Annotated in this window: 13 protein-coding genes; 7 read left to right on the top strand and 6 right to left on the bottom strand. The window is 59.3% G+C overall.

Features of this window, described 5'->3' with window-relative positions; translation table 11 throughout:
• The first annotated feature begins 346 nt into the window (after positions 1–346).
• The 7 genes from SH664x_RS11775 (at position 347) to SH664x_RS11745 (ending at position 9,266) form a co-directional block, all read left to right on the top strand.
• Positions 347–1,393, top strand: a complete 1,047-nt coding sequence (locus SH664x_RS11775) for a DUF1559 family PulG-like putative transporter (protein WP_437201130.1) — start codon at positions 347–349, stop codon at positions 1,391–1,393.
• A gap of 182 nt (positions 1,394–1,575) precedes the next feature.
• Positions 1,576–2,043 carry a carboxypeptidase-like regulatory domain-containing protein gene (locus tag SH664x_RS11770; RefSeq protein ID WP_437201128.1) on the top strand — a complete coding sequence of 156 codons (468 nt, stop codon included), beginning with the start codon at positions 1,576–1,578 and terminating at the stop codon, positions 2,041–2,043.
• Positions 2,044–2,105: 62 nt separating this feature from the next.
• Positions 2,106–2,726 carry a sigma-70 family RNA polymerase sigma factor gene (locus SH664x_RS11765; RefSeq protein ID WP_437201126.1) on the top strand — a complete coding sequence of 207 codons (621 nt, stop codon included), beginning with the start codon at positions 2,106–2,108 and terminating at the stop codon, positions 2,724–2,726.
• Between the two features lie 69 nt (positions 2,727–2,795).
• The gene (locus SH664x_RS11760; protein WP_437201124.1) at positions 2,796–4,523 is read left to right on the top strand and encodes a LamG-like jellyroll fold domain-containing protein; all 1,728 of its coding nucleotides are present in this window, start codon (positions 2,796–2,798) and stop codon (positions 4,521–4,523) included.
• 386 nt (positions 4,524–4,909) lie between these two features.
• Positions 4,910–6,355, top strand: a complete 1,446-nt coding sequence (locus SH664x_RS11755; RefSeq protein WP_437201123.1) for a pilus assembly protein TadG-related protein — start codon at positions 4,910–4,912, stop codon at positions 6,353–6,355.
• A 103-nt stretch (positions 6,356–6,458) separates the two neighbouring features.
• A complete protein-coding gene (gene ygfZ, locus SH664x_RS11750) occupies positions 6,459–7,355 on the top strand; it encodes a CAF17-like 4Fe-4S cluster assembly/insertion protein YgfZ (RefSeq protein ID WP_437201122.1) in 897 nt (298 codons plus the stop codon).
• 192 nt (positions 7,356–7,547) lie between these two features.
• Positions 7,548–9,266, top strand: coding sequence for an alpha-keto acid decarboxylase family protein (locus SH664x_RS11745; RefSeq protein ID WP_437201120.1), 1,719 nt, complete (start codon positions 7,548–7,550; stop codon positions 9,264–9,266).
• 86 nt (positions 9,267–9,352) lie between these two features.
• Here SH664x_RS11745 and SH664x_RS11740 read toward each other — a convergent pair whose 3' ends face one another.
• From SH664x_RS11740 to SH664x_RS11715, 6 genes are all read right to left on the bottom strand, one after another.
• Positions 9,353–11,056, bottom strand: coding sequence for an NCS2 family permease (locus SH664x_RS11740; protein ID WP_437201119.1), 1,704 nt, complete (start codon positions 11,054–11,056; stop codon positions 9,353–9,355).
• Positions 11,057–11,233: 177 nt separating this feature from the next.
• Entirely contained in the window at positions 11,234–12,610 is a 1,377-nt protein-coding gene (locus tag SH664x_RS11735) for an MFS transporter (protein ID WP_437201117.1), read from the bottom strand.
• A gap of 220 nt (positions 12,611–12,830) precedes the next feature.
• A complete protein-coding gene (locus SH664x_RS11730) occupies positions 12,831–13,757 on the bottom strand; it encodes an amidohydrolase family protein (protein ID WP_437201115.1) in 927 nt (308 codons plus the stop codon).
• A gap of 201 nt (positions 13,758–13,958) precedes the next feature.
• Entirely contained in the window at positions 13,959–14,558 is a 600-nt protein-coding gene (locus SH664x_RS11725) for a LemA family protein (RefSeq protein ID WP_437201113.1), read from the bottom strand.
• A 10-nt stretch (positions 14,559–14,568) separates the two neighbouring features.
• On the bottom strand, positions 14,569–15,297 hold the full coding sequence (locus SH664x_RS11720; protein WP_437201111.1) for a nucleotidyltransferase domain-containing protein: 729 nt from the start codon (positions 15,295–15,297) through the stop codon (positions 14,569–14,571).
• 4 nt (positions 15,298–15,301) lie between these two features.
• Positions 15,302–16,321 (bottom strand): TPM domain-containing protein, encoded by a 1,020-nt coding sequence (locus SH664x_RS11715; RefSeq protein ID WP_437201109.1) that lies wholly within the window; start codon positions 16,319–16,321, stop codon positions 15,302–15,304.
• Positions 16,322–16,342: the final 21 nt, after the last annotated feature.

Here is a 16,342-nt window from a genome sequence, read left to right as displayed (position 1 = left end):
GCTTGAGCGAGCAGAAACTCGCTATTAGGCGACCGGAAAGAACAATCTGCACTCGTCGGGTTTCATGTTGTCCCGCGGAAGATGTGGCGCTTGCCGCATCCCCGAGCGGTCCCTTGTTGACGGTCGTTGTCGATCATTGCTGTGGCTGGCGGCTCCTTGGCTGCGGCGTGCAACGGTTCATCTGGTGTCGTCACGCCGCCCCCTGTTCTTTCCTTGCGATTCTGCTGTCAATGAACGGTTCGGGAGAGGTTCTGCGCCGATCCGGGGCTGTTGCGTTCTGAATTCCTGTTCACAACCGGAAGTCTCCCGGTTCCATCATCTGACACTGAAACTGAAGGATCTTGGTATGTCTGCTGCGACTCGCAACATTCGGGTATGGGGACGGAGAGGGTTCACTCTCATTGAGCTGCTGGTCGTGATTGCGATTATCGCGGTACTCGTGGCGTTACTGCTGCCCGCAGTGCAGCAGGCACGCGAGGCGGCTCGACGCTCCCAGTGCAAGAACCAGTTGAAGCAGATTGGTCTGGCACTGCACAACTATCACGATGTCTTTGACCGCTTTCCGGCCCGGGCAGTCGGTGGGGGAGAATCTCATCGGGTCCGCATGACGGGCTTGATCGCCCTTCTCCCCTATCTGGACCAGTCGGCTCTCTACACTCAATTGACGAGCGTGAACGGGAATCCTTGGGACAATAGCGGTCCGTGGCTAACGAATCTGCCGCTGTTCAACTGTCCGTCAGATCCGTCGCGGGTCGATCCGGGAACAGCCACGCGAACGCGTGGATCCCGCAGCTACGTCTTCTGTGCAGGCGATGACCAGGGGCCAAATCTGAATGCCGCACCCTACGTGTCGGTCGAGTCACGGGGGATGTTTGGGCCCAACCGTTATTACAAAATTGCGGAGTGCACCGACGGCACCAGTAACACACTGGCGATTTCCGAACGGGTGAAACCGGAACTGACAAACGAGATGGGCATGGCGATTACGATCAACAGCTCCGTCCCCTCTGCCTGCAGTGCCCGGCTGACAGGACAGGTTTACTCAGGGGCCACGTTCACCGGCGACACCTCTCCCGGATATCGCTGGGGAGATGCACTGAGCTATTTCAACGCGTTCAATACTGTGCTGCCGCCGAATTCGGCGACCTGCATTATTGACGGCACCAATTCCAGTGCACACTCCCGTGAAGGGTTCTTTCCCCCCACCAGCCGACATACAGGCGGAGTCCAGGCACTGCTGCTGGACGGTTCCGTCCGATTCATCAGTGAGAACATTCATGCGGGCAATCTGAGTGTCACCGCTCCCGCCAACACGAGTTCCGACGCCAGCCCGTATGGAGTCTGGGGGGCGCTGGGGACGAAAGCGAGTGGCGAAGTTCCCGCCGATTATTGAACGCGATCACGGCCCGGAAGGGGGCTGACTTCTTGCCATTGTCATCCGGAAGCTGCCCACTCTTGGTCCCTGTTTCGAGCAGTGAATCCCGACACAATTCAAGAAATTTACCCGACAGCCTGAAACCCGATCGATCGTGTGTTCAGGCGGAAGAATTCGTCCTGTCGACAGGAGGCTTGTTCGTGGACTGCAAGAGAACAATAAGAGTCTGGAGTCCGGGAGCGCTTGTGCTGCTGACTGTCTGTATGGGCTGCGGTGGAGCGGGCGACAGATGGATCAAGAGTCAGCCGAATGTCGTGCCCGCCGAAGGAGTGGTACTCTATGATGGGGCGCCAGTCGCCGATGCCATCGTTGTGTTTGCTCCGGTTGAAGGGAATTATGCGGCGTCGGCGATTACGGACGATGCGGGGAAGTTTGTCCTGTCATGCCTCCGCAATAAGCCGGGTGTCATCGCGGGAGATTATAAAGTCACCGTGATGAAACAGGCGGTCCGGGATGAGGCACCGCAGACCGACGAGACCGGCGCCGTCATTCCGCCCCCCATGGAGAACATCATTCCCGACAAGTATTCGAATCCCAGAAAGTCGAAGCTCACCGCGTCGATTCCTTCACAGGGGACACGAGAGCTGAAGTTCGATCTGCAGAAATAAGTGGGAAGCAACTGGATTTCTGCGCACTTTGCAGCAGGCCGTGCGATCGAAAGGGGAGTGCGATGGTGCAGGAACAGAGTCGGTATCCGTCAGCTTCTGAAGTTCCGCGGCGATCGCTGGACTTTCATACGGCATTGTCCCAGGGGAATGCAAACACCGACAGGGGCCGCCTCTTTCTGCGCCTGTTTCTGCAGAACCAGCGACGACTCTATGCCTATGTCCTGACGCTGGTCCCCAATCGGACCGACGCCGACGATGTGATGCAGGAGGTCAGTTTTCTCCTCTGGGAAAAATTCGACGAACAGCATGTCCCGCTCGACTTCACCGCCTGGGGCTGCCGGATCGCCTACTTCAAGGTTCTGGACTTCTTCAAACGGAAGCGGCGCAGTCGTGTCTGCTTCAGTCAGGAAATGCTGGAGCGGCTGGCGGAATCGACGATTGAACAGGCGGCCCCCCTGCAGCTGGACGCCCGACGTGAAGCCCTGGCCGACTGCATGAAGAAGCTGTCGGGAAAGGATCAGCAATTGTTGCAACTGCGGTTTATGGAGGGGGGCTCCACGGAATCAGCAGCGAATGCGCAGGGACGGACCGTGGATGCGGTTTACAAAGCCCTGGCACGTGTTCGCCATGTCCTCTTCCGCTGCATCACGCAGTCGCTGCAACATGATGATGAACAATGTTGATCTGATGACGACTGACTCCGCTAGGGTCGATCTTCCATGAGCAGGTCAACTGCCTGAAAGTGACGAGTTATGAGAGACTTTCCCGAATATGACGAAGTGCGGCTGCTGCTGGAGGCGGTCTGCGAACAAACCATATTGCCGGGAGAGATGCAACGTCTCGAACAGATTCTCATGCTGCGCCCTGAAGCGGAGGCGTTTTACATTCAGTACATGAATCTGAACGCGGAGCTGATTCAGTCGCTTTCGTCGCCGGTCATCCTGGTGGAGCAGCTTCTGAGAGGAACGGTTGAATCGGAAGAAGACCGTTCTCCTGCACAAGAGCCTCGCGTGAAGATTCAGGGGGGAGCACGATTCAACCCGCAACTACGACGTTTGACTCGAGTGGCATTGCTGCTGATTCTGGGGGTGGCAACCGGAGCCCTGTGGTGGCGTCCGTCCCCTCCTGCGACACGTCGGCCTGCGGTCGCAGTCCACACGCCGGCAGAGGCGAAGTCAGACAAGGTGACATCCTCAGGGCCCGCAGCGGGCTCCAGTCGATTGCCGCTCGATGGCCCCCCTGCCATTCTCACAAACGAACTGGACGCGAAGTGGCGCACGGCACCATTGCGTGTCGGCTACCCGCTTCCCGCCACGCAGCTTTATCTGGAGTCGGGGTTGATTCAGTTGCGGACGATGGCCGGAGTCACGCTGGTCGTGGAAGGCCCGGCCGACCTCCATTTCCCCCATGCCAACGAATTGCGGTTGCTCGCGGGTCGGCTCTGGATTGATTCTCCCTCGACAGTCTCCGTACTGAGTGTGGTGACACCACTGGTCACTGTGGAAGACCACGGTAACGAGTTCGGCGTCGATGTCTCCGAAGATGGCAGTCTCGTTGAAGTGCACAACGTCCGGGCTCCTTTGAAACTGTCTCCCTCGAATCAGACGTCAAGCTGGATGACGCAGGAGGGATTGGTCTCCGGACAGGGTTTGCGGATTTTTGGCGCGACCGAGTCGATGGAGTTGTTTACGACGGATGGACAGGGATTTTCCCGAGCCCAGAGCCTGCTGCGGTATGTTCCGACTTCCGCTCAGATTCGACAGAAGGTCTGGCAGGCCGACGTCGAACGTCACAAACAGGACACCTCGTTACTGATCCATTACACATTTGAGCCGGAAGACCCACAGGCACGAATTCTGACCAACGCCGGATTTCTATCGGATCACCGGCTGAACGGTGCGATCTTCGGCTGTCGCTGGGGAGAAGGACGCTGGCCGGGGAAAAGATCGCTTGAATATCGCGACGTCTCTGACAGAGTGCATCTGGTCGTGCCGGGCGAGTTTGACAATTTGACACTGGCAGCCTGGGTACGGGTCGATCAACTGAAGAACCGCTTCAACTCTCTGCTGATGCCGGATAGCTGGGACGAATGTGAGCCGCACTGGCACATCTCCAATCTGGGTGGGCTGGAGCTGGGAGTTCAGGGACCCGAACGGAAGGAGCTTGTGCATTACGACGCCAAGCGGGCCATCTCCACTTCCCAGTTCGGTCTCTGGCTGCATGTCGCCGTCACTTACGATCGCGACAACGGCTGGGTAACGCACTATCTGAACGGCTACCCGATCAGTGAAGTCCCGATGACACTCGACACGAAGCTGCGAATCGGAGACGCCGAACTGGGGAACTGGAATACCCGGTCGCGGGTGCATTCGAATCCGATTCGTCACTTCACCGGTGCCATCGACGAGTTCATGCTGTTTTCTCGCGCGTTGCCGATGGCGGAGATTCATGAACTGTATCGTGCGGGGAGTTCCGAGTAGCTGGGACGGGGCTCTCGTTACATGCGCTCGCGGCATCGCATGATTTGCCGACGCGGATGAGAGTTTTGCAGCTGCCGGTTTCCGATCGTCCGCTGGACGCTGGGAACCGACACGCAATATTCAGGACTTCTACTGCACCGGCCCTTTCTCGGGCCAATGCAGACTTCACTTCCTGATTTCTGCAATAGCTTTAAATCAGGACACCCTCGCACCTGAAGTTTCTGCTGGGGGCTGTGGGGTCATTCCCTGTTCCCTGACCTTGGCCCCACCCGTGTTCTGATCTCATTGCTCTCGATGCCTGGGGAGGCCCGTGTTCGGGAGTGGCCAGCTGGATTCCCAGCGGTCACCCGCCACGGGCGAACCCTGCTCGCACTGGAGAAAGACCGATGCGATCCCGACTGACATCTCCCCCAGACCGCCGTGGTGCATTGCTCCCGGTTGCTGCAGTTTCGCTGAGTGTGGTGCTTGTTTATGTTGCGTTCGTCATTGATATCGGCGTTATTTGCGTAGCGCGCGAAGAGGCTCAAAACTGCGCAGATGCCGCTGCGCTCGCCGCGGCGCTCGAACTTTATCCCGATCCCAAACCACAGACCGCGCTGAAGTTGCCACTCTCGCTGCCGATCTACAAGCCCTATTGTCCCAGCCAGAATCTGGCTCCATGCGTCAGTGCCGCCTCGAGTGTGTCGGGCCTGAACGTGGTCGGGCACAAGTCCGGGATGAATCTGCTGAACTCGGACATCCTGTTTCAGACATACGATGGGGGGGGGCTTGTGGGCCCCCCGTCCACTCTCACTCAGGTTGACAATCTGCTGAATGCACTCAAGCTTCGCACCGGTGACAATACGTTCGTCAATTGCTGCACGGTTGTCGTTCGACGCGATGAACAGGCCAACGGGAGTTTGCGGCTGTTCATGGCCCCGTTCACGTCCCGGAAGACGCACTCGGTCTCCGGCAGGGCGACGGCTGTCATTCAGCGAGGCTACGGCGTCGGTCCGGGAGACAAAGTGCTGCCGTTCGCCCTCGATATCACAATCTGGAACGCGATCCGGTTCACCAACAGCGAGATCAACGCCATCACATTGAAACCGCTTGGGGTCGATCTCGATGCCGTGACGATTTCCGGACTGCTGGGAAACAATGCACTGCTTTCTCTTCTGAACAGCGCGCTCCCGTTGGCCCTGCTCGGCTCGCCGCTCCATGTGCTCGATGGCTGCACGGTCAAAAGAGGTTCGCCGACGGTGACGAACGGACCCGACGGGATCTATGAGGCAGTCCTCCTCCCCGATCAGTTTCACAGTACATTTCTGCTCAGCCTGCTGGGAAAACTTCTGCCGGTCGTCCAGAGGATTCCGGGTCTGGTCGTGTCGCTGGAGACTTCCACGATCAACAGCAGCACTCCCAACGCGGCCCGGCTCAACACCGTGATTCGCGATGGCTTGTCGGTTGCCGACATTGCCCGGCTCAGTACGACCGCAGACGGGCAAGCCTGGCTCCCTTTCACCTGCAAAGGCTATTTTGAGATACCCAATGAGTGTGAGGCGAGCCTCAAAAGCATCATCGGGCAGCCCCGCATCCTGCCACTCTACGCCACTCTGCCCGGCACGGTCAGCAAAGCGACCGACATCTTGGGGGCGAGCCATTCGTTCCAGATTGTGGGCTGGGCGGGAGTCGTCATCACCGAAGTCAATCTTTCCGGACAGCTCCGCTACATCAACATTCAGCCTGCCATCTACAACCGACATACTGTCAGTCCCGCTGCGGGGAGTCAGGCTTGGCGTTCCAACTCGCACCTCAGTGACGGGGTCTACACCTCGCCTCGACTGATCAAGTAATTCGTCGCTCAATCTGCCGATGGCTGCCGGTCGTGCAGAAAAATCTCCGCCTCGGTTCGAGAGGGCTTTCTGCAAGCGGGAGGACATTCGCTATACTCGGCTTATGAACGAGACATCGCTGTTTGACCTGACTGGCTGGACACAGATCGAAATCACCGGCTCTGCCCGGCAGAACCATCTGCACGGATTCTGTACAAACGACATCAAGCGGATGCAGCCGGGTGACCACTGCGAGGCGTTTATCACGACCATCAAGGGAAGAATCCTCGGCCATGTGCTCGTGTTCGCGCTCCCCGATTCGTTACGTATGATTGCGGTGCCCGGTGCTGCGGCGGCAATTATCCCTCATCTGCAGAAGTACCTGCTGGGAGCCGATGCCGAGATCGTGGACCGGTCCGCGGAGCTCGGACTGGCCGTGCTGACCGGCCCTGACGCCGCACAACGCGCCGGGGCCGCAGCAGCGGCCGTGAACGAACTGCTGATTGCGGAAACCGATCTAGTTCCTCCGCCGTCCCGTCTGATTTCCGGCCCTAAAGCACACGTTGATGCTGCCGTGGCTGTGATGGGGCTGACGTTTGGTTCCGCTGCGCGATATGAGCAGCTGCGGATCGAATCCGGTTTTCCCTGGCACGGGCGCGATTTTTCCGAAGACCATCTCGCGCAGGAGGCGGCTCGGACCGAACGGGCGATCAGTTTCCGAAAGGGCTGCTACCTCGGACAGGAGCCGATTGCCCGACTCGACGCTCTGGGGCACACCAACAAGGAGCTGCGCGGACTGGTCATCGAGGCGGGCGACGTGGCCCCCGGTGCTGCGATTTTCGCGGGAGAAACCCAGATTGGTACGTTGACTTCCGTCGCTGACCGAGGGAACGGGACTTCGGTCGGACTGGCGATGGTCCGGACTCAGGCGGGCGTGCCGGGAGCAAAGGTGTCTGTGCAACATCCCGAAGGATTCGTGCCGGCAACGCTGTTTTGGCCACGACTCGAAACAGAAATTTGATCTATGATGCATCTCGCTCGCGATCCTGCCCGATATTTCGGGGCATTCGACTTTGAATCTGTCCGCACTTGCCATCCGAAGCGGCGATGTTGATCATTCAGGATGCGTGCCCGGAGTATGCAGGACAGAGCAGTCTGCTCTCGACTGCCCGGAAACCTTCTTTCTTTTCAGCCTCGGAAAAGGACGTCAGACATGGCTCAGAAGGGTCGCAGCCAGAGCCGGAAGCCTGCTACGAAATCAGCGCGAACCGGTTTGACTCCGCATCGGTCCAATGGTCGCGCTGCAACGCCCCCCACGATTGGAAGCTACCTGATCCAGCGACTGCAGGATTACGGTCTGACCGACCTGTTTGGCATTCCGGGTGATTTTGTTCTGCAGTTTTACGGGATGCTGGAAGAGAGCCCGATCCGGGTGATCGGCTGCACCCGCGAAGACAACGCCGGCTACGCGGCCGATGCATATGCCCGCGTGCATGGACTGGGGGCCGTCTGTGTCACTTACTGCGTGGGGGGGCTGAGTCTATGCAATTCGATCGCGGGGGCCTACGCCGAAAAATCTCCGGTGATTGTGATCAGCGGAGCACCGGGAATCTATGAGCGCAGGAACAATCCGCTCCTCCATCACAAGGTCCGCGACTTCAACACCCAGCGGGAGATTTTTGAGAAAATTACCGTCGCGGGGGCTTCACTCGACGATCCGCTCACCGCTTTCCGTGAGATCGATCGCTGTCTCGAAGCTGCCATGCGCTACAAACGCCCCGTTTACCTCGAGATTCCACGGGACCGCGTGCATGCCCAGGCACTGGTGCCGCATCAGCCACTCTCGTTGACACTGCAGAGCAGTCCGGAAGCGCTGGAAGCAGCACTGATCGAAGCCCGCGACCGCATTCGCGCAGCCAAATCTCCCGTGTTGATCGCCGGAGTGGAGATTCATCGATTCGGACTGCAACAGCAGGTGCTCAAGTTTGCCGAGAAGAACCAGATCCCGATGTGTTCGACGCTGCTCGGAAAGTCGGTCATCAGTGAGCGGCATCCGCTGTACATGGGAGTTTACGAAGGGGCCATGGGACGGGCAAAAGTGACCGAGTTTGTGGAGGAGAGCGATTGCGTCCTGCTGCTCGGCACATTCATGACCGACATCAATCTCGGGATCTATACGGCAAAGCTTGATCCGGGACGCTGTATCTATGTGACCAGCGAGCAGCTGCGGATTGGGCATCATCACTTTCATGATGTCCTGTTGCAGGATTTTATCGACGGGCTCGCCGCCACCCGACTGCGGAAGGAAAAGACAGACTTCCCGCCCCGCACGCCCCGACCTGTCCGGCCGCACAAGCCCACCGATGCGGTGACGATTACCAGCCTGTTCGACCACATCGACGAGATTCTGAAAAACGAAATGGTCGTCGTCGCCGATGTCGGGGACTCGCTGTTTGCCGCCTCGGACCTGACGATCCACGATCACACGGAGTTCATCAGTCCCGCCTATTACACGTCGATGGGATTCGCGATTCCCGCCGCGCTCGGAGTTCAGGCCGCGAATCGCAAGCTGCGGCCACTGGTGCTGGTGGGGGATGGGGCGTTCCAGATGACCGCACTCGAACTCTCCACCGTCGTGCGAAACCGGTTCAACCCGATCGTGGTGGTCCTGAACAACAAAGGATACACCACAGAACGCTTCCTGCAGGACGGTCCGTTCAACGACATCCTGAACTGGAACTATCACCGCATGCCCGATCTTCTCGGGAGCGGTTGGGGATTCGAAGTGCGGACGGTGGGCGAGCTTCATCAGTCGATGCAGGCCGCCCTTGCCCACAAGGACGCGTACAGCATTCTGAATGTGCATCTCGATCCGACCGACATCAGCCCCGCTCTGGAACGCCTGGCAAGCAAGATGTCCAAGCAGCTGTAGCAGTGTGGGCCCCGAAGCGGGCCATCATCCTTGCCGCACGCCGCAAACGGCACCCGTCACGGGGAGACAGAGACTCTGCCTTACGGTCAATGATGCTTCACGGCCGGTTTGGATTTCGCCCAGCGGCTGATGGCAATCAGAAACAGGCCGCTGATGGCATAGCCGATGGTGATGTCGTCTGCGCGATAGATGAACGCACCGGCGGCAGGCTGCACGAAGCGGAACAGGTAGTCAAATGCGAAACCGGCGTAAACCTGATAGGCGTGCATCACTCCAATCGCCGTCAGGCCCGCGGCAATCAGCATCCAGACCCCCGCCGCCACAAAGCGACGGTCGATGAGGCAGGCTCCGGCTGCGGAAAGAATCATGCAGGTGAAGATGTAACCCCGCTCCATCAACAGCAGTCCGTGGAGCAGAAAGCCGTTGACTTCGCTCGTCGGTTTCGAAGGCCGGGTCATCACCGGGACGGCCAGCGCTGCTCCTTCGGTGGAGACAGCGGAAGCGACTGGAACCGGACGTTCGAGAATCTGCTGCAGTGAGCTTCCTCCGGCAATTCCCAGGGCACCGATCACGACCGTGGCTCCCCAGGCGGCAATGGCCGGAAACAGGCCCATCGCCACGGCAGGTGCGTGCTCGGAGGGAGAAGACTGAAAGGCCTGCGCAGTGATGATGATCCCGATCCACAGCACAATCGCGGCCCCGGCTTCGATCGGAATGACTGAGACCGCCAGCCCGAAGAGCCCGGACAATCCGAGCGCGGTGATGACCAGTCCGTTCAACGTCGAGTAGCCAGCACGCGCTCCGAGTGATTTCCACCCGGGATGGCCGATGTAAATCGTGGTCGGGAAGCAGCTCCCCAGCAAGGCGGCTCCGATGGTGCTCAGGCCGTTGACCGCCATCGCGGGGGCGGTCGGGAATTTGTCCCCGGCGGCCTCGGCCGATTCAATGTTCTGCATGCTGCCGATCACATTGAACAGTCCCATCGGAATCACGACCGAGATAAACGGCACCCAGGCCTGCACCTGCTGAAACGCGGCGAAGACGGCCGGCCCGCACCACTGTGGCGGTGACCAGCCGATGAGCGGGATCGACTCCCGGACGGCAGCCACGTTCATGGCTCCGAACGTCACCCATTCAGGAATGCCGTTGATCGTCTTCAACGCCGTCATCAGCCACGCCAGGGCGGTGCCGATCAAGACGGCCACCAATCCGCTGGGCAATCCCAGCGGCAGATGGACTCCTGCAAAAATGCCGATCAGCACTAGGGTCATCGGCAACATGGCGATGAGCGGCTTCTGAAAAATCTGCAGGGCAAACGTCATCGAGATGAATGTGATGGCGATGCCTGCCAGCGTCGACAACAGCGCCGCCCGTGGCGTGCTGCGACGAATGCGCTCACCGACAAAGGCGCCGAGGAACTCGATGATCCCGCTTCCCAGGCAGGCGAGGAGCCCCATGCGCCAAGCCGCCTGCGGGTCCCCCGTGCGGTCGAACTCCGGCTTGATCACAAAGAAGACGAAGACAATCAGCGACGGGGTGTTGATGCCGAACGGGAGTGCTGTGACGTCGTCCCGCTTCTCCCGTTTAGCAAGCCGGTGGGCCAGCCAGGAATAAAAGAGATTCCCCACGACAACGCTGACTGCCGTCCCAGGCAGAACATAACGATAGAGCAGTTCGTCCGTCATCCCGCACAGCCCCTTGCAGAAGCTGATGATCAGCAGCACCTGCACGAGGTTGTCAACAAACAGGCCGAAGAAGCCATCGAGGTCCCGTTTGACAAACAGTCGCATGACGAGTCACTCCCGCAGGAAAGTTCGCATGGTGGGGACAGCAGGCGAGCACGGCCCGCGTTGTCACGGGGGAGTGAGCAGCGATCGACACGAACCGGATGCGGAACGATTCGTCGTGACTGGCCGCTTGCGCCCCTGTTGTGTTCCCGAGAGCGCCGCACCGGGTGTGTGACGGCGCTAAACGAGTTCTTCCCGGGCTGCGGCTTCCGCGACTTCTCCCTCGGTGACCTGCTTGCCAACTTTGTCGTGGAAGAAGAGACCGAAGAAGATCATCACCGCTGCTGCGAAGATGGCCGGCTTGCCCCACAACGGCTTCCATTCAATCGCCCGCAGCTCCGCGCGGCGAAGTTCGTCTTTCTCTGCTGTCAGCTTCTTGGCAGCCGCTTCGTCATAATTCGGTGTCGCGGTCAGAGCTTTCAGCTCGTCTGCCTTGGCGGTGACCTGGGCGGCCAGTTCTTTGGATTTTGGTGTGGTGTGCGCGCCTTCGATCTCACCAGCGACTTTGGCTCCAATCATCATGCCGACCCCCAGAGTCAGCATCACCAGCAGCCCCTGAGCCTGGGCACGGATCGGCTTGGGAGCCTTCTGGTCGGTATAGATCTGGCCGGTCACGAAGAAGAAGTCATAGCAGATTCCGTGCAGCACGATTCCGGCGATGATCATCCAGGCGATGTTGTCCGACGCCCCAAAGGCAAACAAGGTGTACCGCGTCACCCAGGCCAGCATCCCGACGAGGAGCATCCACTTGACGCCGAGTCGGGCAAAGAAGAAAGGCATCACCAGCATGAAAAAGATTTCTGACATCTGCCCGTAAGACATCGTCAGCCCGATCTTCATGCCCGCCATTTCCACGATGCGGCTGGCGATCTGATAGTAAAACGCCAAGGGAATGCAGATCAGCATGCTGGAGATCATGAACACCAGATAGGACCGGTCCTTCAGCAGCTTCAAGGCATCCAGCCCTAGGAGCTCACCCGCACTCACCTTCCCGGTTGCCACGGGGGGGGTGTTCGGGAGCATCAGACTAAACAGACCCAGTGCGAATGAGGCTGCGATCGTCACATAGAACATGTTGATCTTTGTTTCGATTCCGAAAGCAGTCAGAAAGATCCCCGCCAGAATCCAGCCGATGGTTCCGAAGACACGAATGCGCGGGAACTCCAGTTCGGAATTCGTCATGTTCCGCAGGGCGATCGTGTTCGTCAGCGCCAAGGTCGGGTAATACGCGAGCATGTAGCCCAGAAAAATCAGATTGATCGTTTTCGGTGAGGGGGATTGCACCTGCATCTGCGTGGTTGCCAGATACATCATCCCCGCGCCGATCATGTGCAGGATGGCCAACACCCGCTGCGCCGAGAAAAACCGGTCTGCCACCATTCCGACCAGCAACGGCGTCACCAGTCCGGCGATCGGGCCGACGGCATAGGTCCAGCCGAAGTCCGGGCCCGTGAAACCGATCGTCCCCAGATAGTTGGGAGCTGTGACATACCAGGATCCCCAGATGAAGAACTGGAGAAACATCATGATCGACAAAAGGATTGTCACAGGACTCATGACAGCTGCACCCCTGAGGAGACTATTGAACCGGCGATCCGTCGCATCCGTACCTTCCGTCAGGTCGCCGTTCCGCCGGAAGAACAAACACTCTCCGCCTTCCGGACCGAGTGCGACGGCGTAAACGTGGCGTCAACGTAATCAGGCTGGAACAGCGACGCAAGTAATCAGCGGTATTCGCCTTCGGACTTCCGTGAAATCTCCCCGGAGTCGGCGGGAATCAGGCTTCAAAGCGGAAGAGCTTGAGCGCGTTCCCACCCATGATGTTCTGCCGGTCGTCGACGGAGAGCCCCTTCAGGAACGATTCGCAGTAGTCAAACGCCTGATTGTACGAGGCCTGAGTGGTATTGGCTGCGAATCCCCCGCCGTACAGCAACCGGTCCGGTCCCCACGCAGACACCAGCGACTGGATCGTGGCCTGCAGGGCTGTGGGGGGATGCTGCTCTTTCGAGGGCAGTTCCGAGAGCTTCATATATGTATTGGGGAATTGTGACCACTTCAGCAGCTGCTGGAATTCGGCGGGGAGTCCCTGAAAGGGACGCCCCATGTGGTCGATCAACACCGTGGTGTTGGGAAAGTCCCTGATCAGTGGTTCAAACCCCGGGGCAAACTGCGGCTTCAGGTGGAGTTGGATCGCCAGATCGTATTCGGTCGCCTGTTCCCAGAGTCGGCGGAGCTCCGGCTTGCCGAAGGGGGGAAGCCGCTGTGGATCGTAAGCATGAATCCGGACCGCCACGACATCCAGCTTTTCCGCCAGCACCGGTAGTTGACGCATCGATTCCGGATCGTCGGCAAACAGCAGCAAGGTCCCTTTGAGCCGACCTTTCCCCGCCTCGAGGCAATATTCCAGATAGCGATGGTCGTCCCCGTACGGTTCCGGATGAACCACGACCGCATAGTTGACGTGCGCAGCACGCATACAGCTGAGCAGTTGCTCCGGGGTTGCGGCGGCTTCCGGACGATAGTGTGCGCGGGGATGATAGGGAAATTCGGGAGCTTCCGGGCCGGCAAAACAGTGAACATGGGTATCGATCCGCCGGGTCGAATCATGAGCCGCAGACGCCAGGGACGAATTGGCGAGCGTGCTGGCCGCCACGGTCGCCACACCCGCGGTGAGAATCTGTCGGCGTGAAAATCGATGTTCCATGCTGTCGAGTCCTGCAGCTGAGATTTCGCCCGTTCCTCCAAAGACTAGCACGCCACAGGGTTTGAGAATACCTCAAGATTGCCTGCTTCAGGGTGAAAAATGAGATGCAACTCCCTCTCCGGCACCTGCCCGGGGATGCACTTCATTCGCCTCTGAGCCGACCTTGAAACCCGAGTGTCCGGGAACCTGCCTGAGGTCCGATCACTTCGTGAAATCGACCTTCGGAGCTTCGCTCGCTCCAGCAGCCGATTCGAAGTACGGTCGGGCGGTCATCCCCCGCATGGATGCCACGAAACTGGTCGGAATTGTGCGCACCGCAGTATTATACGTTCGCAACACTTCGTTATAGCGCTGACGCTCAACGGAGATCCGGTTCTCAGTCCCCTCCAGTTGCACCTGCAGGTCCCGGAAGCCCTGATCGGCTTTCAACTCCGGGTAGTTTTCCGCGACCAGCAGCAGCCGCGAAAGGGCCCCTTCCAGCTGTCCGCCGATTTCCGCTTTCTGCTCCGGAGATTTGGCAGCTCCCCATTGGCTGCGGAGTTCGGTCACCCGTTCGAGAACTTCTTTCTCGTGTGACGCGTACCCCTTCACCGTGTTGACCAGGTTGGGGATCAGATCGAACCGGCGCTGCAGGACGGTTTCCACCTGTCCCCATTGTGTTTTGGCATGCTCGTCCATTGCGACAAGCTGATTGCCGACCGAAACGAACCACAATCCCGCCACGATCGCCACGACGACAAGGCCGCCAATCAACAGCAGCCAGGGAGCCGGACGTTTCACAGGTGCCAGTTCGGTGGACATAGGTCATCCTTCAATTTGCGGAGTGAATTTGTTGGTCAATTGCCTGCACGATCGATTCGATGGCGAGGCTGTAGCGTGTAAACAGCGGAAGCACTTCCGGCCCCGTGAGTCGTCGCTGGTTGCGGCGGACTTCGTCCACCATGAGAAATGGTTCCAGGTCGATTGTCAGATGCGTTGCCAGTGCCCGGAGAGCATCGAGCTTTTCCCGGGGAACTTCCGGCTGATAAAGCCGCAACGCCAGCCGGAAAAGCGAGAGAAACGTCGAGAACGAGTCGGTTAAGAGCGTGACCACGTGCCTGGCATTGCTGGAGAGCAGCGCATACCGGTTGCGGAGCGCCAACAGCTTTCCTTTGAGTTCACGCTCCAGATGAATCCTGACGTGCGCCGGATTGATTTCCATCTCGGCCACCGGATCCACACCGTGGAGGACCCGCCGGGATTGTTTCATCTCCAGAAACTCGGCGGCGAAGGCATCGACCGAGGACTGAATCTGGTCCGCAGCGAACAACAGGGGGAGCGGATTTCCCCGTCGATGCCACTCCTGGATCAGCGGTCCCAGTGCAGCCAGTTCGTTCACGCTGACGGAGTCCAGCACAACCAGCAGGTCATAGTCGGAAGCACCCGCCACAAAGTCCCCCGTGGCGGCGGAGCCAAATAGGACGATGGACCGGATTCCCTGGGGGAGCGCTGTCAGCGCACGCCGGGTAAAGGCATCGGGATCAACCAGTTTTTCAGCCATATGATTACCAGCCGCCGCTGGCTCCTCCTCCGCCGGAACGTCCACCGCCGAAGCCACCCCAGCTTCCGCCCCCGCCTCCTGAAAATCCGCCTCCCCCCCAGCTCGAAGGGCGACCCCCTCCGAAAGATCCACTCCACGGGTCAAACCGTCGACGAGATGCCGTCCCGCGACCGCTGGTCGCATCGTTGGAGAGAAAACCAAGAATCCCCGCGACAGCCAGCACTCCCGCCATCAGCAGTGAAATCTGCGGCGACAGCCCAAAGAAGATCGGAGCAAACGTCGCCATGCCCAGCAGCGGCAATCGCTCTGCCGCGGGGGCGACTTCCCCAAACCGCAACAGGTTACCGGCCGTATACGAAGCGGGACAGCTGATCAGAGCCAGGAAGCTGAGCACCATCAGGGCCATGCCGGTTGGCATCGGAGCAGGTTGTTGAACACCTCCGCCACCGGGCGCGGCTGCAGGTTCATTGCGGGTGATGATCTCCGCCATGCGTGTCACCGCAGCATCAAGACCCGCAGCGTACCGCTGCTGACGAAAGGCAGGAAAGAGGTTTTCACGCAGGATCTGTCCCGCCAGAATGTCTGGCAGGACACCCTCCAGACCGTAGCCCACCTCGATGCGCGCCTTCCGGTCATCAATCGAGACCAGCAGCAGGACACCATTGTCCTTGCCTCCTTGTCCGATTTCCCATTTCTTGAACAGCTTCTCGGCGAAGTCGTCCACGTCTCCGCCGGCTAACGACTTGAGTGTGACCACACTCAGTTCACTGCCGGTGCGGGCTGCCAGGCCGGCACATTTCTCTTCCAGCGCCGCTTTTTCACCCGGCGACAACACTCCGGCGAAGTCGTTGACATACCCGGAATCGTGCAGCGAAGCGAGCAAGTCATCTGCGGGGACCGCGAGTGCGTGCTGTGAGCAAACCAGCAGACAGACAAAAGCCAGCAGCAGGCCGACCGCCCGTTGCCGGACGTGCGTGATCACCGGAGAATCGAAGATGAGGGTTTGCAGGACCCGCGAGCACACGTCCTCAAACTCCTGCTGCCA

The sequence above is a fragment of the Planctomicrobium aquicomposti genome, from assembly GCF_051466325.1.
Classification (GTDB): domain Bacteria; phylum Planctomycetota; class Planctomycetia; order Planctomycetales; family Planctomycetaceae; genus Planctomicrobium.
This window is presented reverse-complemented; position numbering and strand designations above follow the sequence as displayed.